This window comes from Vibrio aphrogenes, from assembly GCF_002157735.2.
GTDB classification, from domain to species: domain Bacteria; phylum Pseudomonadota; class Gammaproteobacteria; order Enterobacterales; family Vibrionaceae; genus Vibrio; species Vibrio aphrogenes.
The window spans coordinates 1,227,224-1,250,420 of the sequence record NZ_AP018689.1; the positions used below are offsets into that span (position 1 = coordinate 1,227,224).

The 23,197-nt window shown below is 39.7% G+C and carries 14 protein-coding genes; 10 read left to right on the forward strand and 4 right to left on the reverse strand.

All coding sequences use genetic code 11. The annotated features are described in order from the left end of the window. The first annotated feature begins 63 nt into the window (after positions 1 to 63). The 4 genes from VCA1004_RS05595 to VCA1004_RS05610 all read left to right on the forward strand — a co-directional run bounded on the left by VCA1004_RS05595 (position 64) and on the right by VCA1004_RS05610 (position 3,236). Positions 64 to 537, forward strand: coding sequence for a PaaI family thioesterase (locus VCA1004_RS05595; protein WP_086984377.1), 474 nt, complete (start codon positions 64 to 66; stop codon positions 535 to 537). 135 nt (positions 538 to 672) lie between these two features. Then, complete coding sequence (locus tag VCA1004_RS05600; RefSeq protein WP_086984376.1) at positions 673 to 1,506, forward strand: CvfB family protein; 834 nt, start codon at positions 673 to 675, stop codon at positions 1,504 to 1,506. A 273-nt stretch (positions 1,507 to 1,779) separates the two neighbouring features. Then, the gene (locus tag VCA1004_RS05605; protein ID WP_164520831.1) at positions 1,780 to 2,043 is read left to right on the forward strand and encodes a hypothetical protein; all 264 of its coding nucleotides are present in this window, start codon (positions 1,780 to 1,782) and stop codon (positions 2,041 to 2,043) included. Between the two features lie 404 nt (positions 2,044 to 2,447). Beyond that, positions 2,448 to 3,236: a transporter substrate-binding domain-containing protein gene (locus tag VCA1004_RS05610; RefSeq protein ID WP_232012629.1), complete on the forward strand. Its 789-nt coding sequence runs from the start codon at positions 2,448 to 2,450 to the stop codon at positions 3,234 to 3,236. A 214-nt stretch (positions 3,237 to 3,450) separates the two neighbouring features. On the opposite strand, the gene rsmF is transcribed toward VCA1004_RS05610, so the two are convergent. The 4 genes from rsmF to VCA1004_RS05630 all read right to left on the reverse strand — a co-directional run bounded on the left by rsmF (position 3,451) and on the right by VCA1004_RS05630 (position 10,761). Beyond that, on the reverse strand, positions 3,451 to 4,893 hold the full coding sequence (gene rsmF, locus VCA1004_RS05615; protein WP_086984374.1) for a 16S rRNA (cytosine(1407)-C(5))-methyltransferase RsmF: 1,443 nt from the start codon (positions 4,891 to 4,893) through the stop codon (positions 3,451 to 3,453). Between the two features lie 94 nt (positions 4,894 to 4,987). After that, positions 4,988 to 7,624 carry a PqiB family protein gene (locus VCA1004_RS05620; RefSeq protein WP_086984373.1) on the reverse strand — a complete coding sequence of 879 codons (2,637 nt, stop codon included), beginning with the start codon at positions 7,622 to 7,624 and terminating at the stop codon, positions 4,988 to 4,990. Continuing rightward, positions 7,614 to 8,912 (reverse strand): paraquat-inducible protein A, encoded by a 1,299-nt coding sequence (locus VCA1004_RS05625; protein ID WP_232012630.1) that lies wholly within the window; start codon positions 8,910 to 8,912, stop codon positions 7,614 to 7,616. The genes VCA1004_RS05620 and VCA1004_RS05625 overlap by 11 nt, the downstream gene beginning before the upstream one ends. Before the next feature lie 43 nt (positions 8,913 to 8,955). Then, complete coding sequence (locus VCA1004_RS05630; protein WP_086984372.1) at positions 8,956 to 10,761, reverse strand: ABC transporter ATP-binding protein; 1,806 nt, start codon at positions 10,759 to 10,761, stop codon at positions 8,956 to 8,958. Positions 10,762 to 10,829: 68 nt separating this feature from the next. On the opposite strand from VCA1004_RS05630, the gene VCA1004_RS05635 reads away from it, so the two are divergent. The 6 genes from VCA1004_RS05635 (at position 10,830) to VCA1004_RS05660 (ending at position 23,171) form a co-directional block, all read left to right on the forward strand. Then, positions 10,830 to 11,303, forward strand: coding sequence for a GAF domain-containing protein (locus tag VCA1004_RS05635; protein WP_086984371.1), 474 nt, complete (start codon positions 10,830 to 10,832; stop codon positions 11,301 to 11,303). Positions 11,304 to 11,461: 158 nt separating this feature from the next. After that, the gene (gene proQ / locus VCA1004_RS05640) at positions 11,462 to 12,097 is read left to right on the forward strand and encodes an RNA chaperone ProQ (protein ID WP_086984370.1); all 636 of its coding nucleotides are present in this window, start codon (positions 11,462 to 11,464) and stop codon (positions 12,095 to 12,097) included. Between the two features lie 16 nt (positions 12,098 to 12,113). After that, positions 12,114 to 14,120, forward strand: coding sequence for a carboxy terminal-processing peptidase (gene prc, locus VCA1004_RS05645; RefSeq protein ID WP_086984369.1), 2,007 nt, complete (start codon positions 12,114 to 12,116; stop codon positions 14,118 to 14,120). A 151-nt stretch (positions 14,121 to 14,271) separates the two neighbouring features. Further along, entirely contained in the window at positions 14,272 to 14,928 is a 657-nt protein-coding gene (locus tag VCA1004_RS05650) for a lipocalin-like domain-containing protein (protein ID WP_086984368.1), read from the forward strand. 164 nt (positions 14,929 to 15,092) lie between these two features. Beyond that, positions 15,093 to 17,699 carry an aminopeptidase N gene (pepN, locus tag VCA1004_RS05655; RefSeq protein ID WP_086984367.1) on the forward strand — a complete coding sequence of 869 codons (2,607 nt, stop codon included), beginning with the start codon at positions 15,093 to 15,095 and terminating at the stop codon, positions 17,697 to 17,699. A 627-nt stretch (positions 17,700 to 18,326) separates the two neighbouring features. After that, on the forward strand, positions 18,327 to 23,171 hold the full coding sequence (locus tag VCA1004_RS05660) for an NAD-glutamate dehydrogenase (RefSeq protein WP_086984366.1): 4,845 nt from the start codon (positions 18,327 to 18,329) through the stop codon (positions 23,169 to 23,171). Positions 23,172 to 23,197: the final 26 nt, after the last annotated feature.

Here is a 23,197-nt window from a genome sequence, read left to right on the forward strand (position 1 = left end):
TTATTGACCAGAGTGTTAATAATACGTTAACTGGTCAGATGTGAATCAAATAAGGAATAAACAATGGACCATTTATCTCAAGCCAATGCGCATTTAAAATATTTTAGTGAACAAATGGTGCCTATGATTGGTTACTGCAAACCTGAAATATTACGTTTAACTGACGAAAGCGTTGAAATTAAGATCCCCTTAGTAACGGCCACAAAAAATCACTTAAATAGTATGTATTTTGGTGCCTTAGCGGTTGGAGCTGATACCGCAGGAGGATTTTTAGCCATTGCTAAAGCTGAGCAATTAGGCAAGAAAATCTCTTTAGCCTTTAAAGCCGTCAAAGCAGAGTTTCTTGCTCGTCCAGAAGATGATGTGGTGTTTGTCTGTCATGATGGCAAATTGATTGACCAAATGTTAGCGAAAACGGTGGCAACCGGGGAGCGGGTCAATCAAGCGGTACGTATTACGGTTCTTTGTCCTACTTTGCATGGCGAGAAACCCATGGCTGAGTTTGAACTGACGTTATCGGTTAAGGTGATGGAGTAAATTGGCGCCTGGAGATGAAGTTTTATTTTTATTGAGTATTTACGTGAATAATACAAGCAGGGGCGTATAATGTCTTAAGTCTCGTGTTCTGCACCAGCTATTCCCCCTATACTTGTATAATAAATAAGAGTTTTCATGATTAAAATTGGTCAAATCAATACATTAACTGTCACTAAGCAAGCCGATTTTGGCTATTTCCTCGATGCGGAGGATTATGGTTCTGTATTACTACCGAATAAGTTTGTGCCTGAAGGGCTGAAGGTTGGTGATGATATTGATGTCATGTTGTATTTTGATTCAGATAACCAATTATCGGCCACCACAGAAACGCCATTAGCTCAAGTAGGGCAATGGGCGATGATGCATGTGGTTGGCGTCAATAGTGTAGGTGCGTTTGTCGATTGGGGTATTGATAAAAAAGACTTACTAGTGCCTTTCAGCAACCAACGCGTGCCTTTGCGTGAAGAGCAAAACGTTTTAGTGTATGTCTATTCTGATAAAGCGTCAGGCCGGATTGTTGGTACTACTAAATTCAATAAGTTACTCGATAAAACTCCAGCTAATTATGAAGTTAACCAACAGGTTGAATTGTTAATTGCTGAACGTACCGATCTTGGTTTTAAAGCGATCATTAATGAATCTCATTGGGGCGTTATCTTCAAATCGGATGTTTTTGGTAAGCTGTTTGTTGGTAAGCGCTTGAAAGGTTATATAAAAGGCATTCGTGAAGATGGGCGTATTAACCTGTCATTGCAAAAAGTCGGCGTGGCTAAGATGGATGACTTAAGTGAAAAAGTGATGCATGTATTAGAAACCAAAGGCGGCTTCCTTCCTTTAAGTGATAAATCAACACCAGAAGCCATTTTTACTGTTTTTAGAACCAGTAAAGGGACGTTTAAGAAAACCATTGGCGGTTTATATAAACAAGGTAAAATTCGCATCGAAAGTGATGGGATCTATAAGATCTAATTGATTGGTTAGTCATATACTAAGAACTAAACACCAAGAAGAACGTACAGTGAAAGCTGTGCGTTTTTTTATTGCACAGCTTTTTTATACGAATGTATTTTGAACGCCACGAGTTGAGATAAGTCAAAGAAATGATTTTTTAAAGACGAGTTTAATAAGCTTTACTTGATGTTTTTGTATACTTGACATTCAATAGCGTCTCACTAAAAGTTAACAACTTAAGGTTGTGATTAACTAGGTTTGAATATGTATCTTTTATGTAGAAATAAAATTATGGATTACCAGGCGTGGCACGATTACTTTTCGGTTAATTCCATTTCTTATGAAGAAGCAGGGCTTATGCTGCAAAGTTTGTGGCAAGAAGCGGCAGCAGAAACAAGTGAAGTGAATGTATTTTGTATGTTTAAGGTGTTTGATTATAAAAAAGCCGTTGCTTTTCTAGACGTACCCGAATTAGCGCAGCAGCGAGAAAAGGCTGGAGTGATAGAAAGGGAGCATTATTTTATTAACGAATTACCTAATATTGTGCGTCACTAAACTAAGCCTCGATTTTGTCCATTCATCGACTCTAAACTTCAAGGATGAAGTTTGGCATTTATTTATTCTCATCCCTTTTATTCCGCTGTGATTAATACTAATCTTACGTATTGATGGGTATTTTATCATTATATATCAGTGTTTTATGGTTTTATTGTAACGCTCTTATCCATAGTTAAGGCTAATTATACTAATAGTATGATTAGTCGAACTCATCGCTTAAAGTAAAGCAAGCGGTCTATATTAAAAAGTAAATAATAGTTGTAGAGTAAAGAAGAGTTTGAATACAAAGCGTAGTTATCCGCAGTTGAGGTTAATTAAATATATAGTTTTTGAATGACTTCACTTTATCTATAAAATATCCGAATAAATAGGTTGAGTCATACCGTTCACAGGGAAGTAAAATGATGAAAAAATACCAAACCATTATACATTTTGTTAAGAGTTTATTGTTATGCGGAGCTGTGATTTCGACATTTTCTGCGCAAGCCAGAACGTGGGATGAGATTCAAGCCAGTGGCGAGCTGCGTATTGGTTTAACCGGCGACTATTCACCATTGTCATTTAAAAATAAACTAGGGCAATTGGTGGGTTTTGATGTTGATATGACAAAAGCATTAGCGAAATCATTGAATTTAAAGGCAACGTTTATACAAACTACTTGGCCGAACTTAAGCCATGACCTACAAAGTGATCAGTTCGATATTGCTGCGGGAGGAGTCACTAAAACCGAGCAGCGTGCTCAACAATTTGCGTTATCCAATCCAGTGGCTAAAAATGGCAAGATTGCGCTAACTCATTGTAATCAGCATTTGGAATTTGAAACTTTAGAAGAGATAGATGTACCTGCTGTGAAAGTGGTGGTGAACCCCGGTGGCACCAACGAAGCTTATGTTAATCAGCACATAAAACATGCTCAAATTATTCGTAAAAAAGATAATTTTGATACTTTAATGGCGATCAGACATCAAACCGCGGATGTGATGTTTACGGATTTAATCGAAGGTCGTTATTATCAAAATAATGAGAAAGGGGTGTTTTGTATTGCCTCGAATGAAGTGCTGGATGGCACAAAGAGTTTTAAAGTTTATATGATGAAAAAAGACAATACGGAACTGCTAAATAAAGTGAATCAATGGCTTGAAGGAAAGGATAAAAATCGCTTGATCAGACAATGGGAAGTGGTTCAATAATTTAAGTAAATCTCAATAGACAAAAAAGGGCTCGTAATAATCATGATTACGAGCCTAGGGGAATGCTCTAGGCGAGCACTGCGTAAATAAATGCAGATTACTTAAGCAGTATACATTTAAACAGTAGTACATCACCTCAGATTGTCCAGTCGTGATTCATCACCTATTAGGTTTCAGCTAACGATTGGCTTTCATTTTGGCTGAGATTGGCTGGTTAGAACAAGTTTTTATCTCGGACTAATTCACGTGGTAAGCCATTCTTAATGCGATTACCTACCCATTTACCTAAGCCAATGACAGCCCCAGAATAGCAAACCATCACTTCGCCTTTGCCTGCTGGTAAGTTAGGTCGAACATCTCGTCCCATAAACCACTCACGCGCCTCTTCAAGTGTTAATTGTACGTTGTTAGCTTGGTTAGATTGTCCCAGAGCCATTACGGCTTCGTGTTGCCAACGATATAACGGAGCATTTTTTTTGTTGGAAGGCTTTAATGCTTCAGCCAATTTGATTCCGATGCGGCTAAAACGTAGCTCACCGATCAAGTGCACCATCGCACTGGGGAATAACCAGACTTCATTGTCGCGTAACCAGACTTGACTTGAGGTTGGGATATCCAATCCAAGAGAGGCTTTTAACTCATGGATCAACTGTTGAATAATCTTGCTTTCGGCAGGTTTAAAAGGAAATTTACCTAAGCGCTTGTTGACTTCTGGTGGCGTAGTGGAGAACAGTTTTTTGATTTTTGCGACAAAAAAACCTTCACTATCAAAAATTTGAGGATAGACATGCAAAAAGCCTTCAGGTGTTAATGCTTTGTCTGCATCGGTAAAAAGATGCCCTAATGGCAGAAATTCAACGGCATCGGCAAAGGTATTTTTGAGGTGCATACACACTTGTTGGTTTTCTTGATGATTTAATGTACATGTTGAATAGACTAATGTGCCACCGGGTTTTAAAGCATGGAAAGCACTTTCAATTAAATCATATTGAGTCATGGCAATATCATGAATCGAGGCTAAATCCCAGTTACTCATAGCATCGGCATCTTTACGTACTGTGCCTTCACCAGAGCAGGGTGCATCAAGTAAAATCGTATCAAAGGTTTCCGGTAACCAACCACCGAAAACACGGGCATCAAAATTGGTGAGAGTAGTGTTGTGGATCCCACAGCGTTGCACATTTGCGCTGAGCACTTTCACTCGACTTGCTGCGTATTCATTGGCAATTAAGGCACCTTGGTTGTTCATGGCGGCTGCAATCTGAGTGGTTTTGGAACCGGGAGCGGCTGCCATATCGAGCACCAGTTCAAGCGGGGGATGGCCGTCTAGTAATGCGGTAACTGGCAACATCGAACTAGCCTCTTGAATATAAAATAGGCCAGAGAGATGTTCTGCGGTATTGCCTAAAGGTACGGATTCATCTTCACGTTCAATCCAAAATCCTTCTTTACACCAAGGAATGGGCGAAAGATCCCAGCATTTTTCCTGAGCAATCACTAGGAACTCATCAATTGAGACTTTTAAAGTATTGACGCGAATACTACGACGTAACGGACGCTGACAGGCGGCAATAAAATCATCCATTGATAAATGACTAGGCATGGTTTCTTCGACTAGGGCTAGAAAGTCAGAAGGTAGGTGAACATTGGAATGCAAAGGAATAGCCTCGTGAGGTTAGAATCAAAGGCAAATTTTAACGTAACTAAAAAAAAATGCAGCTGATTTAACAACTGCATTTCTTCTCTCAACTTTATTTGGGAATGGCGAGTTGCCAATTTAACCAATCAGGTTGCGGTTCTTTATGAAGTAAGAAGGTGGACTTTGCACTGGCTTTGCTTTGGAGAGACTCATCATCCGGTGTAGCAAAAGCAATACCGCCGCGTAAAATATCATCCATAGTACCTGATTTTATTTTGGCACCAGAGATCCCTACACTCACATTAACCCCTGAGACATTCCAAAATACCGAGTTTTTGCGAATTAAATAAGCGTATTGAGGCTGTATTTCTATCGTAGTGATAACCCTATCGGCTAAATCACCGAGTTCAACGTCTTTGACTTGGCCTACTTCAAAGTCACGATACAGCAAAGGAGCACCCGCTTTGACGGAGGCTCTTGTTGGACTTTGCAGATAAAATACCACCCCAGAGGAGGACGGTGAGCGGGTCGTTAAGTTAAACACGCTTTCCAGCTCAGTGGCGTTTGACGGTTTTACTTCAATGTAAGGACTTAAAATAGCATCAATATGTTTGGCTCCAGAGAGGCCAATTTCAGGGGAAACTACCCAATAATGACTGCCTTTAGGAGTGACATTAGCAACAAATTCAGGGAATATTCTGGCGGTGATTTCCACGTTTTTCTTATTAAAATTAGGATGCACTAAGGTCACTTCACCCACTTGCACTCCTTGATATTTAATCGCTGAGCCAATATTAATGGTTTGATTGTCTGTCGCAATTAACGTGATTTTTTTCCCAAATTGGCGGGCAGATTTATAGTCAGGGTATAAGAGCCAGTTTTCTTTTAACTTGTTATCGACCCCCGGAAGGCTATCAAATGATATTGCGCCTTTAATTAAGCTAGTAATTGGTGACGCGGTCACTTTTAATCCGCTTAAATTGGCATCAACTTGGATACCAGAATGATTCCAGAAAACGGTTTGCTTGGTGATAAGGTATTTATAACGATTTTCTATTCGCAACTGAATTTTTACCCCTCCATCGACTAAAGAGAAGTGTGACACTTTACCAACCTCTAAATTACGATATAGAACAGGGCTGCCAATGGAGACCGGAGGGAGATTATTAGCAAATAGCGTTAGGCTGCTTGAACCGGCATTTTCATATTTAGCAAGGTCGGCTAAGGGTTTACTTGCATAGAGGTGATATTCCTTATTGATTTTACTTTCGCCTTGGCTATCGAAAGTAATAGAGCCGGCGAGTAATTGCTTAATCGGAGGCATGGAGACATTGACACCGGTTCCTGTGAAGTTAGCATCAACACTGGAGTTGATATAAAAGCGGGTTTTGGATTTCACTAAATTGGCGTATTGGGTATCAATTTGTGCATCGAAACGTACACGTTCGCCATCGAGGTGGACCTTGTTAACATTGCCGACAGGAATACCGCGATAGAGTATTTGCGTTCCTTCTTCTAACCCGTAGGTGTTTTCTGCGGTCAGTGTGATCGGCGTGGTTTGATTAGCCGCATTTAAGAGTTCATTTTTTTTAATCACTGTAAACTGGCGCGTTTTTTCTCCGGTTCCAGGTACTAAGCTGACAAAATTTCCACGAATAAAGTTACTGACGTTTTTCATTTCGGTGAGAGATAGCTTTGCTTCTTCAAGTACAAAATGAGAACCGGTATTTAAATCATCCGAAAAGGCGGGGTCAATGGCGGCAGAAGCCATGACTTGGTTTTTATCTTTCGATAAATTGACATCAGTGATACGTCCCACTTCAATGCCTTTATACATAATCGGAGAGTGAGGCGTGATGTTACTTTCATCAGGGATTGTCATGGTGATTCGGATACCACGTCCGGCGGTTTTCAAATCAGGGTACAATTTATAAGCATGGTTGTCGGAGACACTTTGGCCATCTTGCGGTGAATCCACGGCAATCGCGCCCATGAGAAGGGCATTCATGCTTTCTAATTGAACATCAATCCCATTAAATCCAACATTGGCATTAATGCCACTGACATTCCAAAAGCGGCTATCTGAATTGATGATATGAGCAAATTGTTGCTTGATGGAAACTTGTATTGTGACTGAATTGGAATCATCTGCCAGATTAAAATTGGTGACTTCGCCAATTGGGATTTTTCTAAACATTACTTTAGAACCCACGGTGATCGATCCTAAGTCTTTTGAATGGAGAATTAAACTCAAACCATTTTGAGAGCGGATATCCATTGGCTCTTCTTTTAGGGCGGTAAATTTTGTTTTTACAGTATGCTTTTTACCTGTCATCACATCATCATCAGGTTGAATCGCAATGTAATTCCCTGAGACTAACGCATCTAAACCTGTGATACCGCTTAAGCTTGCCTTAGGTTTGACCAACCAAAAACGTGTATTTTCAGAGAGTAATTTAGTGGCTTTAGGATAAATATCGGCATCCACGAAGATGTCTTTTAGATTATCGGCAAGGCTGATTTTACGAACAATTCCCACCTCTAAACCTTGATAGCGAATGGTGGTTCTTCCTTCGATTAATCCTTGGGCATTGGAAAAATGAATTTGAATACGTTGCCCCATTTCAGAATAACTCTTATACCCGAGCCAGGCGGCTAAGCATAAAGCGATAATTGGCAAGATCCATAAAGGGGATATTTTTCGGTCTTGCTTTAACTTAACGTGAGGTTTGGATTGCTCATTCTTCATAAGAGGCTTCATTCTTATTATTGGGTTGATTGGTGGTATCCCAGATTAAACGAGGGTCTAAGCTTTCGGCTGCGAACATGGTAAACACCACGACGGCCGCAAAAGCCATTGCCGCAGGGCCGGGAGAAAAATCAAGAATCTGATCTCTATCGACGAGGGCTATCGTGGTGGCAATAACAAAAAGATCTAAAATAGACCATTTACCAATCCACTTTACAAAGAGAAACAGCTTCATCCTATGATATTGATCAACAGACGATTTTAATTGTATGCAGATTAAAATATAAGCTAAACCTATGATTTTTGCTATGGGAACTAAGATACTGGCAACAAAAATGATAATGGCGATAGGGATATGACCATTCATTAACGTCACGACACCAGAAAAAATCGTATCTTCATAGCGAATACCATTACTAAAAATGATGGAGATATTGAGCACATTAGCTGGAAGAAGAAAGACGCTGGCGGCAATCAGATAAGCCCAAGTTTTTTGAATGGAATGTTTTTTTCGAAATGAAATGGGGCTGTGACAACGTCGACATTGTGTGGTGTGAGGCTGGGATAAGTGGCAATGCTGACAATGTGATGAGATTTGTTCTTCAGAATAATGCTCAGCAGGATGCCACCTTTGCCAATAACGACGAACGCTCATTCGTAGAATTAAGGTAATTGCGATGATTTGCGCAAAAATGAGGCCAATCAGTCCAATTTGCGGTGTGACGATCGAATATTCTCTTAACTTAAATGCCGCCACCGCAATACTTAATAAGAAAACATCCAACATCCACCAATGTTTGAGTTTTTGAAAGGTAACTAAAGCGTATTTAAACACCGTAAAATGATGATGTTTTAATCCCCAATGGGCACAAATAACCGATAAAAATAATAATAATGGGAGTACAGAGCTGCAGATAAAAATTAAGAGGCCTAATGTCGTATAACCTTCATTAAACAACGCAAAAGCACCAGAGGTGAGGTTAGATGAAAAATTGACATTAATCAGCCGTATTGAAATAAAAGGAATAAAGAGAGTGGGAATAAAAAAAAGTAAGCCACTCAGAGCTAACATGAGGTTGGTGTGTAATAAAAAATGCTTACCGCGGTACAATAAAGTATCGCATTGAGGGCAGTGCGCATTGATACGGTGTTTTACCGGTTTACTCGGGAGTTTTAAGTCACAATTAGGGCAGATAAGGTAGTATTGGGCGCGATCAAGCTTAGCCACAGACTGAGAGGCTGTGGCATGTTCTTGCATTGTGGAATGATTAATCCCATTGCCGTTCATTGGCTTACTTCATCCTTAAATTTAAACGGGTATTAGGTACGAGTTAATTTTGCAAAGCGCTTGCCGCGTTACCGTATAACGTTTTATATAACCCCGATTGGTTAACAAGCTCAGTATGAGTACCAGTTTGCGTTACTTGTCCATCTTCTAAGACATAGATCAAATCTGCTTGTTTGACGGCTGATAAGCGATGAGCCACGATTAATGTGGTTCTGCCATTTAAAAAATGATTCATCGCTTGATGTAATCGAGATTCCGTTGCCGTATCTAAAGCTGATGTCGCTTCATCTAAAATAACCAATTGTGGATCTGCCAGCAGCATTCTCGCGATAGAAAGCCGCTGTCTTTGCCCTCCAGATAAACGCACACCTTGACGGCCAATTTGAGTCTCTAACCCATCAGAAAGTTGCGTGATGACATCATCTAACTGGGCAACTTGTAAGACATCCCATAATGCGTCATCAGGATAGTCACTGCCTAAGGTTAAGTTCTGTCTAAGAGTATCATTAAACAGAATAGGTTGTTGTAATACAACTGCTATTTGATCACGAATGAGTTCAAAGCCAATGTGATTAGCAGCGATATCGTTAAATAAAATCTGACCTTTTTGTGGTTGATAGACCCCGATAAGTAGTTGAATTAAAGTAGACTTACCGCTACCACTGGCACCGACTAAAGCCACCTTTTTCCCAGCAGGGATGGTTAAGTTTAAATGATTGAGAATTTGAGCTTCGTCATTATAGGCAAAACACACATCGTTAATGTCTACTTCTATATTTGAGCGATTTTTAAATGGATTCTTGGTGGTCACTGGGCGTTGCTCTTCTTCCATTTCGAGTAATAAATTAATGCGTTGTAAAGCTGCTTTAGCGCTATACCAAGAAAATTGTACATTAAGTAATTCCTGTACCGGGCTTAACATGAACCATAAGTAACCAAAGACCGCAAAAATTTGTCCAATCGTTAAATCGCTAAACAGTACCATTAGCATGGCCACCGCGCGGAATAATTCAAAACCGAGTAAAAATAATAAAAAGGACAGACGACCTGCCGCTTCAGATTGCCAAGCAAACTTATCTGCATCCTGACGAATGTCATTAGCTTGAGATTTTAATTGTTCTAAATAGAGCTTTTCTTTGTTGGAAGCCCGTAATTGATAAATGCCATCTAAGACTTCAATGAGGCGATTTTGAAAGCGTTCAAAAGATTGATTCTCTTTTTGCTTTAAGGTTTTAACTTTTCCACCGAGCTTGCGGGAAAAGTAAATGACAATAGGGTTAACCAGTAAAATAAATAACCCAAGTCGCCAATCTAGCCATAATAAAATGATTGCTGTACCAAATACCGTCAGAAAGCTAACAATAAACTTGCTTAATGTGGTGCCGATAAAGCGATCGATAGTTTCTACATCCGTCACAATATGAGAGTTAATGCCACCACTACCACGAGTTTCATATTGTTGAATGCTGATAAGGCCCAGTTTATCGATCATTTTTTCACGAATTTGATAGGTAATGGTCTTGGAAACGAGAGTAAATTGTCGGCTTTGAAGAATGTTTAATAATTGGCTTGCCGTTCGCATCAACACGATCAATAAAAAGACAAAGGCAATATAACCTGCAGGGGTTTGTAAAGACTGAGGCAAGATTGAATTGATAAATGCAATACCTGAGGCGGGTTTGTTGAGTAAAACCTCATCAACCATTAATGGCATAAGAAGGGGAATAGGGACACTAATAATAGTGGCGAAAATCGCTACCACATTGGCAAAGATTAATTTACTCTTATGTTTCTTGATTTGAGTCAAAAACCAACTCTTATTAATAAGATGCCTATCGTTGTTATTCATAATGATAATTATTCCTATTTTCTGGATAAGGCATTGTACGTGTATAGAATGAATATGGAAATTAAAGCATGAGTTTAAAGATGTACCAGCGACTTACCGCCCAAGTAAACGCCTTAATTGAATCAGAACCGGATTTAATTGCTAACTTGTCTAATATTAGTTCGCTATTGAATATGGAATTAGACGACATTAATTGGGTAGGGTTTTATTTACTCAAAAATGATCAATTGGTTCTTGGGCCGTTTCAAGGTAAGCCTGCTTGTGTTCGTATCCCTGTAGGTAAAGGCGTATGTGGTACGGCAGTAGCGGAAAATACAGTACAAAGAATTAAAGATGTTCATGAGTTTGAAGGGCATATTGCCTGCGATGCTCAAAGTAATTCGGAACTTGTTATTCCATTTTCTGTCCATGGTAAGGTGGTAGGCGTTTTGGATATTGATAGTCCAAAAATTGGTCGATTTTCAGACATTGATGAGCAAGGCTTAGTGGCAATGATGAAAGAAGTGGAATTAATCCTAGAATCGCATCATACAAAAGCGTGATATTTGATTGATTAGAATACATTTTATCGCCATTTAAGTATAATAACTCAGGTTAATTTGCATGTGCTGGTGGTTTTTCATATCCATCTCACTATAATAGCCAGAATTATTTATATGAACACCCGTGCAGATGCACTCTGCACTAACCAGGAACCCTCATGGAAAACACTGAAAAGTTAAAGAACAGCAAAGAAGTCATTGCCTATATTGCTGAACGTTTCCCACAATGCTTTACTTTAGAAGGCGAAGCGAAGCCTTTAAAAATTGGTATCTTTCAAGATTTAGCTGAGCGTTTAAGTGACGATGCTAAAGTAAGCAAAACACAATTGCGTGCGGCTTTACGTCAGTACACATCTTCATGGCGCTATCTTCACGGCGTAAAATTAGGCGCAACTCGTGTTGACCTTGATGGTAATGCATGCGGTGAATTAGAAGCTGAGCATGTAGAACACGCTCAAACCACATTGGCTGAAAGTAAAGCTCGTGTTCAAGCTCGTCGTAAAGAGCAAGCGGATAAAAACCGTGAAGAACGAATTGCAAAGGCAAAAGCGAAAGCTGCGCCAAAAGCTCCGCGCAAACCAAAACCAGAATCGAAAAAGACAACTCAAAAAGTTGCTCCCGTTGAGACTCGCGAATTGAATTCAGATGAAATTGTCATCGGTAAAAATATCAATGTGAACATGGGTCAAGGAAACATGGCAGCAACGATTGTTGAGATTAATAAAGACGATGTGCGTGTCCGTCTTGCTAACGGCTTACAAATGGTCGTGAAAGCGGAGCACTTACGCGTATAAAAGGATATTCCTACGCATGAATTGCCGATTAAACGTTTCACTACTTGCTGCTAGCTTAACGCTGGCAGCAAACTCTGCATTTGCTGTACAACCTACGATCAGTGAATCACAAATTCCCACCCTGGCACCAGAAATACAACATTCTATTGCCAGTCAAAGAGTAGCTAGTCGTTTTACTCGTTCTCATTACAAGCATTTCAATTTAGATGACGCTTTTTCTAAAGGCATTTTTGATCGTTATTTAGAATCGCTCGATTATAACCGTAATATTTTTACTCAATCAGACATTGATCGTTTCAAACCATTTGAAACTGAAATTGATGATCAGTTGAAATCAGGCGATACGGTTGCAGCCTACGATATGTTTAATCTATCGATGAAACGTCGTTACGAGCGTTTTAGCTATGCCTTGACTCAACTTGATCACGAAATTCAGTTTAACACTGATGAGAAAATGGAGTTGGACCGCTCAAAAGCAGCATGGCCAAAAGATACGGCTGAATTAAATGAATTGTGGCGTCAGCGAGTGAAATACGATGCACTTAACCTGAAATTAACAGGGAAGAAGTGGCCTGAAATCAAAGAGTTATTAACCAAGCGTTATAACAATGCGATTAAACGTATTACACAAGCGCACAGTGAAGATGTTTTTCAAATTTACATGAATGCGTTTGCACGTCAGATTGATCCTCATACTAGCTATCTATCACCACGCTCGGCAGATGAATTCCAATCTGAGATGAGTTTATCTCTAGAAGGCATTGGTGCGGTTCTCCAATCGGAAGATGATTATACCATCATTCGTTCTTTGGTTACCGGAGGGCCTGCGGCTTCATCGAAAGAATTGTCTGAAGGCGATAAAATTATTGGTGTCGGGCAAGATGGTAAGAAGATCGTAGATATTATCGGCATGCGTCTTGACGATGTCGTACAACTGATCAAAGGACCAAAGGGCACCAAGGTTCATCTACAGATTCTACCGGAAGGTAAGAACGCTAAAAGTCACGTTGTCACAATTACGCGCGATAAAATTCGCTTAGAAGATAGAGCGGTTAAATCGAAGGTGATTGAAAAAGATGGCAAGAAAATAGGCGTATTGGAAGTTCCTAGTTTCTATGTTGGATTAGCCAAAGACACGAATAAGTTATTGCAAGAATTTAACCAAGACAAAGTTGATGGTGTGGTGGTTGATTTACGTAATAATGGTGGCGGTGCATTAACCGAAGCGATTGAATTATCAGGCTTATTTATTACTAAAGGCCCTGTGGTTCAAGTGCGTGATAGTTATGATCGCGTGAATGTCGATAGTGATAATGATGATATTGAATATTATTCAGGCCCATTAACGGTATTGATCAATCGCTATAGTGCCTCAGCGTCAGAAATTTTTGCAGCAGCCATGCAAGATTATCACCGAGCGGTTATTGTCGGTGAAAATTCTTATGGTAAAGGTACGGTTCAACAACATCGCTCATTAACTCATATCTACGATACGTTTGATCAGGAATTGGGCTATGTCCAATATACGATTCAAAAGTTCTATCGTATCAGTGGTGGCAGTACCCAAAGAAAAGGGGTCGCGCCTGATATCGCTTTCCCATCAGCGATTGCACCAGAAGATACCGGTGAAAGTGTCGAAGATAATGCTTTACCTTGGGATCAAATTCCGGCGGCAAATTATGCTTCTGTTGAATCACAACAAGCATTAGCGGCTGAAATTAACCAATTAACGGTTGAGCATAAGCAACGTATTGCCAACGATCTTGAGTTTAAATTTATTCAACAAGATATTGCGAAATACCAAGCTGAAAAAGACGATACTACGATTTCTTTAAATGAACAGTATCGTGAGCAAGAAGCAGATAAGTCGGAACAAGAACGTTTAAAACGTATTAATATGCGTCAAAAACTGGCTAAAAAACCAGAATTTAAATCGTTAGATGACATTCCTAAAGACTATGAAGCTCCTGATGCTTACTTAAATGAAGCAGTGGCAATTACGGCAGATTTATCCAAAGGATAATATTTTCTGACGGCAGTTGTAGGTTATCTTCATAACTAATCAAAACGAGGTTAATCGCCTCGTTTTTTTATTTCTTTTTTATGTGATCAGAAATTGGCTCAATCAGTGTTGCCATCTAAGCTTATAGAAATACCATTGCTTAGGGTGAGTCATGAAAAGTATGATCATTTTATTAAGTTGCTTAACGTTAGGTTCAATAGACCCACCAATAAAGCATGATATGTTTCTATTTGAAGATCCTTTTTTAATCGGACAATGGAGTATCATTAATCCTGAACCCAGAAATGAACATATTGATTTTCAATCTATTTCACTTTCATTAGAGTCTAACTATCGATTTAATATTTCCGTAAAACGTAAAGGTCACACTCGAGATTCTTGGGCGGGTGAATATAGCGTCGAGAATAATCAACTAATCATTGGTGCAAACTCTGTTCATCCTCAAATTTTTCAATATCGTGTCTATCCTAACCAATTGGTTTTAAATGGAGTGACGCTATACAAAACTATGCCGCCTCATTTATCTGGTTACTGGCAAAGTACCGAAGTGAGAGGGGCTGATGTGATGAGTGGCTATATTTCAACAATCGATTTGATTCTTAACCCTGACTTTTATTTTTCCATTCAATCGACTGCGACAAATGGTTTAAATAAATATAGAGAAGGGGTGTATTACATTGAAGACAACAACATCTACTTTATTTTTAAAGATGGAGAACAAGCGTCCCAGTTTGCATTAAAAAATAATCAGTTAGTGTTAAGTAGTGATGATGCTGATATGTATATTGCTTTTCAACGTAAACATTAGAATGCACTAGAGGTGAGTTCTTAATACACTCTCATTGAGGTTAAAAAGTAATCATAAGCTTTGTTGTTTATTTATTTACTAGATTTTAGTGAAGGTCGAAATGGGAAATGCTGGGATTTTATGTCAGAATGGATTGAATTTTTCAAATATGAAAAGGATGAATTATGACTCACCAGCCACAAGCTAAGTATCGTAAAGATTACATGGCACCTGAATTTACCATTACTGATATTGATTTGATTTTTGATCTATATGATGAAGATTCAAAAATTACTGCGACGTCGAAAGTGATTAAGAAAGGGGATTCTTCAACTCTGACTTTGGACGGCGAGCATATGCAGTTGGCTGGTATCACGATTAATGGCGTTGAGTGGTCTGCATATGAAGTGACTCAAACACAACTTCATATTCATGACTTACCTGATGAATTTGAATTATGCATTGTGACGCAAGTGAACCCATCGACCAATACGGCGTTAGAAGGGCTTTATAAATCAGGTGGTGCATTCTGTACCCAATGTGAAGCGGAAGGTTTCCGTCGCATTACTTACTTTTTAGATCGCCCTGATGTGCTAGCAAAATATACGACGACGGTCATTGCAGATAAAAAAGAAAACCCATTTTTATTAAGTAATGGTAACCGAATTGCAGAAGGTGAGCTAGACAATGGCCGCCACTGGGTAAAATGGTCCGATCCACATCCGAAGCCTTCTTATTTATTTGCGCTTGTAGCGGGTCAATTTGATGTTTTACGTGATCAATTTACCACTAAATCTGGCCGTACTGTTGATCTTGAGATCTACGTGGATCAAGGGAATTTAGATCGCGCCCCTCATGCGATGACTTCTCTCATCAATGCGATGAAGTGGGATGAAGAGCGCTTTGGTTTTGAGTATGACCTTGATATTTACATGATTGTCGCCGTTGATTTCTTCAATATGGGCGCAATGGAAAATAAAGGTTTAAACGTCTTTAACTCTAAGTATGTTTTAGCGAATGATCAAACGGCCACGGACTCAGATTACCTGGGCATTGAATCGGTTATCGGTCATGAATATTTCCATAACTGGACCGGCAACCGTATTACCTGTCGTGATTGGTTCCAATTGAGTTTAAAAGAAGGCTTAACGGTGTTCCGTGATCAAGAGTTTTCTTCTGATTTAGGCTCTCGTGCTGTAAACCGCATCAATAATGTACGTATTATTCGTGGGCCTCAGTTTGCCGAAGATGCCAGCCCGATGTCACACCCAATTCGTCCTGAAAAAGTAATCGAAATGAATAACTTCTACACCTTAACCGTGTATGAAAAAGGAAGTGAAGTGATTCGTATGATCCATACTTTATTAGGGGAAGACGGTTTCCAAAAAGGCATGAAATTGTATGTAGAACGTCATGATGGTACCGCGGCTACGTGTGATGATTTTGTGGCGGCGATGGAAGAGGGCTCAGGTGTCGATTTAACCCAGTTCCGTTTATGGTACAGCCAATCAGGTACGCCACAAGTGACGGCACAAACTCAATATGATGCTGAAGCAAAAACCTTTACCTTACATTTAACCCAAAAAACGGATGCCACTTTAGATCAGCCACAAAAACAAGCCTTGCACATTCCGATGAATGTTGAGCTTTATGCACCTAATGGTGAGGTGTTACCTATGGTGATTGACGGTCAAGAAGTGGGTAATGTATTAGACTTTACTCAACATCAACAGAGTTTTGTTTTTGAAAATGTTGAGGTTGAGCCTATTTTATCTTTATTGCGTGAATTCTCTGCTCCGGTGAAATTGGAGTACCAGTGTAAAGATGAAGACTTAGTCTTTTTGATGAATCAAGCACGTAATGAGTTTGCTCGTTGGGATGCAGGGCAAACCTTATTAGCCAAGTACTTACGCCAAAATATTCAGGCTTGGAAGACAAACACTGAGCTTTCTTTACCTCAGTCAGTATTAGATGCGTTTAAAGGGATTTTGCTAAGTGAAACCTTAGAGCCTGCTTTTATCGCAGAAATGCTGACACTGCCAAGTCAAAATGAAGTAGCAGGATGGTTTAAACCAGTCGATGTGGATGCCATTGCTGAATCATTAAGCTTTATTAAACGCTCCATTGCTGCGGAATTAGTGGATGAATTGACGGCGATTTATCATAGCCTAAAACAAGAACAGTATACGGTTGAGCATGCTGCAATTGGGCAACGTTCATTACGCAATGTTTGTTTATCTTACTTAGCGGTAACGGATGAAGGAGAGTCTTTAGTCGTTGCTCAATATGACACAGCCAATAATATGACCGATACTATGGCGGCAATGAGTGCGGCAAACCAAGCTCAATTAGCTTGTCGTGAAACCCTCATGAAAGACTTTAGTGATAAGTGGAGTCATGATGGTTTGGTGATGGATAAATGGTTTATGTTGCAAGGAACCAACCCAGCTCAAAATGCATTGACCGTGATAAAAGAAACCATGTCACATCCAGCATTCAGCTTAAAAAATCCAAACCGTACACGCAGTTTAGTAGGGGCATTTTTTGCTCAAAACCCAGTGAACTTCCATGCTGTGGATGGATCGGGTTATCAATTTGCGAGTGAGATTTTGCATACATTGAATGAAAGTAACCCACAAGTGGCTTCTCGTTTGATCGATCCATTATTGAAATATCGTCAATACGATGAGGTTCGTCAGGGGCTCATTCGTGCAGAGCTTGAGAAATTAGCCACGTTAGACAATCTGGCTAAAGATCTGTATGAGAAAATCACTAAAGCATTAGAAGCATAAGTTTGTAATAACTCAGCTTTCATTAGTGAGTTTCTAACGGCTTCATTATGATTAAGCAGCTTTCGGGCTGCTTTTTTATTGTGTATTTTTAAAACGGCAAATCTAAATAACCTCAGCTGCGGATAACTAGAAGTCACTCAATACAGCACTTTGGGCGTCTAACTTCGTTAAAATCAACGCAATAGGCCAGCTATTGACTTATGATTTTGCCTTGTTAGCCATCCCAAATTGCAATATTGAGAGAAAGTAATCAACCCTATGTACCTGATAGATTTTTTATCTTTTATATATCATAAGGCTAGGCTTGTTATTGTGACACTCTTATCCGCAGTTGAGGTTAAATATAACCAGAGTTAATATATTAACCTATTAGGATAAGAAATAGAGTTATCACTATCTAAATACAGCCTACCTAGATTTTTCAATAACTACTCAAATCACATTCTCGACTTTTATCCTGTTTAATACTGAGAAATAATTTAACTTTCCGGTAATACTCCTCTTACAATACTGAGTTATCTGACTAACATTAAAGACAACCCATGATTCAGCCTCTGAATCTGTTTGAACTCGATGACGTTAGATATTCATTCATAATAATTACAATCCATTTCGTGGAGTATCACCATGCCAATGAGAGAAACCATTACCCCTGTTTTGCTTGAAAAGGTCTATCAATTAATCCAAGACAAGCTGGATGACGGTTCACAGTCTTTAGTTCAAAAGCTTGCTCAACATTTATACAGCAACGTCTCTCAAGATGATTTATTTGCAAGGAATGAGTCTGATCTTTACGGTGCTGTGGTGAGTTTATGGCAGCATATCGTAGACAAAGACCCTAAAGATGTTTCCGTTCGAGTCTTCAACCCAACATTGGCACGTCAAGGATGGCAGTCAACTCATACCGTTGTAGAAATTGTGGTGCCGGATTCGGCTTTCTTAGTCGACTCAATAAAGATGGCACTGAATCGTTTAGGCTTTACCAGTCATTTTATGGCGAATGCTCCCACACAGATACACAGAAATAAAGGGCAGGTCGTGTCAATAAATGATGATGAAGGGGAGATGCAATCACTTTTTCATATTGAAATTGATCGAGTCAATGAAAAAGCTCGCATGGATAACTTAAAAGAAGAGCTTATTGGTGTTCTTAAAGATACCAGGTTAGTGGTAGAAGATTGGTCTGCAATGTCTAATAAGTTAGAGGTTGTTATTAATGAGATTGAAAGTAACGCGAAAAATATTCCAATTGATGCACAACGTATGGATGAAGGGTTAGCATTTTTACGTTGGCTAGGTGCGCATAACTTTACTTTCATGGGATACAAAGAGTTTAACTTAAACCCAATAAAAGGGGACTTTGAACTGGTTCCTGCGTCATCACAAGCTTATGGCTTATTTACTAAACCTGAGCGAGTTCGTAGTTATAAATTATCGGAACTGAGTGAATCAGCAAAAGAAGAAGCTAGAAAAGCAGAATTATTAATCTTAACAAAAGGCAGTACAGCCTCTACGATTCACCGTCCAGCGCATACCGATTCAGTTGGTATCAAAAAATTCGATGAAAAAGGCAATGTAGTCGGTGAACACCGCTTTATTGGGCTTTATACCTCGGCCGTGTATAACCAAAGTGTCGGTAATATTCCATTGATCCGCGATAAAGTAACACGGATCTTGGGATCGAGCGGTTACTTAAAGGGATCGTATTCATGGAAAGTCTTGCACAATATTTTAGAAAACTACCCAAGAGATGAACTACTGCAAGCGCAAGAATCAGAACTACTTGAAGTGGGTATGGGCGTTGTGCAAATGCAAGATCGAGATTTATTAAGATTATTTGTGCGTAAAGATCCTTTTGGTCGTTTCTATAGCTGCATGGTGTATGTCACTAAAGAGCGTTACAACACCGAATTACGCCACAAAACTCAGCAACTATTTAAAGAGTATTTCAGCAGTAATCAGCCTGTTGAATTTACGACTTTTTTCTCAGAAAGCCCGTTAGCTCGCACCCATTACATTGTCAGAGTGGACAATACGAACCAAGATATTAACGTCAAGAATATCGAGAGGAATTTAATGGAAGCATCTTCAAGTTGGGATGATCGCCTTTCTCAATCCATCATCAATCATTTCGGGGAAAACCAAGGCACCGAAATAGCCAAGCAATATAAAACCGCTTTCCCACGTTCTTATAAAGAAGATACCTTAGCGGGGGGAACCGCGGTTGCTGACATTGAGCAACTTGAGGCGCTTAATGAAGAGAATAAACTTGGAATGTTGTTTTACCGACCTCAAGAAATCAAAAGCGATTCAAAAGCTGTGCGTTTAAAACTGTATCACCGTGATGAGCCGATCCATCTTTCTGACGTAATGCCGATGTTGGAAAACTTAGGCCTAAGGGTGATCGGAGAATCGCCTTATGAGATCGAAAAAGAGGATGGTACCGTATATTGGATCTTAGATTTCTCTATGCTGCATCGCGGCGATCAAAAAGTGGATCTTCGTGAGGCTCGTGAGCGATTCCAACAAGCCTTTGCGGCCATTTGGAATGGGGAATTAGAAAGCGATGGCTTTAACCGTTTGATCTTGTCAGCAGGTTTGACTGGTAAAGAAGTGACTATTCTAAGAAGTTATGCCCGTTATATGCGTCAAGTAAGCTTTCCATTTAGCCAGCAATATATTGAAGAGACGCTTTCCAATCATTATCAATTAGCACAAGCATTAGTTTCTTTATTTGAAAAACGCTTTGATCCAAGCATTAAATCGCGAAATAAACAGGAAGATAAGCTGGTCGCTTCAATCAAAGAGCAGCTTGAAAAAGTAGAAAGCTTGGATGATGACCGCATTATTCGTCGTTATATGGAAATGATTCAAGCTACGATTAGAACGAACTATTACCAAGTTGATGACAATGGAAATCCTAAACCTTGGTTAGCCTTGAAGTTAATGCCAAGAAAAATACCCGAAATTCCGGCTCCAGTACCTGAGTTTGAAATATTTGTCTATGCGCCTGATGTCGAAGGGGTACATTTACGCGCAGGTAAAGTCGCACGTGGTGGTTTACGTTGGTCAGACCGTCAAGAAGATTTCCGCACTGAAATATTAGGCTTAGTTAAAGCACAGCAAGTGAAAAACACCGTCATTGTACCGGTTGGCGCAAAAGGTGGCTTTGTCTGTAAACAGCAGCAAAACTTGACGACTCGTGATGAAATTTTTGCTGAAGGTCAACGTTGTTATAAACGCTTTATTCGTGCTTTGTTGGATGTATCCGATAACATTGTCGAAGGAAAGATTGTGCCGCCGAACAATGTAGTCAGACACGATCAAGATGATGCTTACTTGGTGGTTGCCGCCGATAAAGGGACCGCGACTTTCTCTGATATTGCCAATTCAGTCGCGGCTGAATATCAGTTTTGGTTAGGAGATGCCTTTGCTTCTGGTGGCTCGAATGGCTATGACCATAAAGCGATGGGGATTACCGCAAAAGGGGGTTGGGAATCAGTAAAACGTCATTTTCGTGAAATGGGCGTGAATTGCCAAACAACGGATTTCACCTGTGTGGCAATTGGTGATATGGCTGGCGATGTATTTGGGAACGGTATGCTGTTATCGAAACATACTCGCCTACAAGCAGCCTTTAATCATTTGCATATTTTTATTGATCCAAACCCTGACGCGGCTAAGAGTTGGATCGAACGTGAACGATTATTTAACTTACCAAGATCAAGCTGGGAGGATTACGATCCTAAGTTGATCTCAGCGGGTGGCGGCGTATTTTCTCGTCGTGCAAAATCGATCTCATTAACCCCTGAAATTCAAAAAATGTTAGGAACGCAAAAGCAATCGGTCACGCCAACAGAATTGATCAAACTATTGCTGAAAATGAAAGTGGACCTGCTATGGAATGGTGGCATTGGTACTTATGTTAAAGCATCGAGTGAAAGTCATACCGATGTAGGTGATAGGGCTAATGACAGCCTACGTATCGATGGCTGTGATTTGAGAGCGAAAGTTGTTGGAGAAGGTGGCAACTTAGGTATGACTCAAAGAGGCCGTATTGAGTATGCTCTGTCTGGTGGCCGCGTTAATACAGACTTTGTTGATAATGTTGGTGGGGTGGATTGTTCTGATAATGAAGTCAATATTAAGATCTTCTTAAATACGTTGGTGAGTAATGGTGATCTCACTCTCAAGCAGCGTAATGAACTACTCGATAGCATGGAAGAAGAAATCTCTGAGATAGTGTTAGAGGATGCTTATTGTCAGGCTGAGTCAATATCAGTGAGTGAGTATCAAGGAACGGCTCAAGTCAAAGAACAGATTCGATTTATTCATAGTTTAGAAAAAATGGGCAAGTTAGATCGAGCCTTAGAGTACATTCCAGATGATGAAACCTTATTAGAAAGGGAGAAGCATGGTCAAGGGTTAACTCGACCTGAACTATCGGTTTTGATTGCGTATTCAAAAATGGTGCTTAAAGAGCAATTGGCTTGTGATGACGTTGCAAATGATGCTTATAATGCCCATTTATTAGTCAAATACTTCCCTTCAAAGTTACGCTGTCACTATGAAGATAAGATGCCGATTCACCCATTGAGTCAAGAGATTATTGCGACGTCTTTGGCAAATCAAATGGTGAATGAGATGGGGGGCAACTTTGTTTCTCGCCTGCAAGATGAAACAGGTTCAACAGTGATCGATATTACGAAGGCTTATGTTGCGGCACGAGTTATTTTCGATGCTGAGACATTGTTTGAACACATTCGTGCCTTGGATAATGTTGCAACAGCTGAAGTGCAATATGAATTAATGATGTGTGTTCGACGCTTACTTCGTCGTTCTTCACGTTGGTTGCTCAGAAATCGTATGGTTAAGCGCAATATCACCGACATTATTGAGTATTTCCAATCGGATATAAATCATATTAAGCAGCATGTAGATCATTATTTAGTTGAATCTGAAGTAAAAGAGCATAATCAACTTGCACAAGCTTGGATTAAGCAAGGGGTAGATAAGCCGCTCGCCAATACGATTGCAAGATTAACGAGCTTGTATTCGGCGCTAGATATATCGGCAGTGGCAGCTGAATCTAAGATGACGATTGAACACACCGCCACTTTATACTTTACGTTAGGGGATAAACTGTCCTTACATTGGTTCTTAAATCAAATTAATAACCAGCCGATTGATAATCATTGGCAAGCGCTGGCCAGAGCGACATTCCGTGAAGATCTGGATTGGCAGCAACGTCAGCTTACCTTGCAAGTCTTAAATTGTTCATCACAAGAAGCAGACGTTTCTAATGTGGTTTCGATACTTGAGGAATGGATCGCAACCAATCAAGTATCGATTGATCGTTGGGAAAGTATTCTCAATGAGTTTAAAGTCGGAAATGCGCATGAGTTTGCTAAATTCTCTGTTGCATTACGTGAACTGATGTTGCTGAATTTAAATTGTGCAGCAAATCAGTGATATCTTAATATTTTGTTATTATTGAG

What these genes read in the sequence shown, in the direction of transcription:
- VCA1004_RS05595 (WP_086984377.1), top strand. Translation starts at nt 64, where the DNA reads ATGGACCATTTATCTCAAGCCAATGCGCATTTAAAATATTTTAGTGAA.
- VCA1004_RS05600 (WP_086984376.1), top strand. Translation starts at nt 673, where the DNA reads ATGATTAAAATTGGTCAAATCAATACATTAACTGTCACTAAGCAAGCC.
- VCA1004_RS05605 (WP_164520831.1), top strand. Translation starts at nt 1,780, where the DNA reads ATGGATTACCAGGCGTGGCACGATTACTTTTCGGTTAATTCCATTTCT.
- VCA1004_RS05610 (WP_232012629.1), top strand. Translation starts at nt 2,448, where the DNA reads ATGATGAAAAAATACCAAACCATTATACATTTTGTTAAGAGTTTATTG.
- VCA1004_RS05620 (WP_086984373.1), bottom strand. Translation starts at nt 7,624, where the DNA reads ATGAAGAATGAGCAATCCAAACCTCACGTTAAGTTAAAGCAAGACCGA.
- VCA1004_RS05625 (WP_232012630.1), bottom strand. Translation starts at nt 8,912, where the DNA reads ATGAACGGCAATGGGATTAATCATTCCACAATGCAAGAACATGCCACA.
- VCA1004_RS05630 (WP_086984372.1), bottom strand. Translation starts at nt 10,761, where the DNA reads ATGAATAACAACGATAGGCATCTTATTAATAAGAGTTGGTTTTTGACT.
- VCA1004_RS05635 (WP_086984371.1), top strand. Translation starts at nt 10,830, where the DNA reads ATGAGTTTAAAGATGTACCAGCGACTTACCGCCCAAGTAAACGCCTTA.
- proQ (WP_086984370.1), top strand. Translation starts at nt 11,462, where the DNA reads ATGGAAAACACTGAAAAGTTAAAGAACAGCAAAGAAGTCATTGCCTAT.
- prc (WP_086984369.1), top strand. Translation starts at nt 12,114, where the DNA reads ATGAATTGCCGATTAAACGTTTCACTACTTGCTGCTAGCTTAACGCTG.
- VCA1004_RS05650 (WP_086984368.1), top strand. Translation starts at nt 14,272, where the DNA reads ATGAAAAGTATGATCATTTTATTAAGTTGCTTAACGTTAGGTTCAATA.
- pepN (WP_086984367.1), top strand. Translation starts at nt 15,093, where the DNA reads ATGACTCACCAGCCACAAGCTAAGTATCGTAAAGATTACATGGCACCT.
- VCA1004_RS05660 (WP_086984366.1), top strand. Translation starts at nt 18,327, where the DNA reads ATGCCAATGAGAGAAACCATTACCCCTGTTTTGCTTGAAAAGGTCTAT.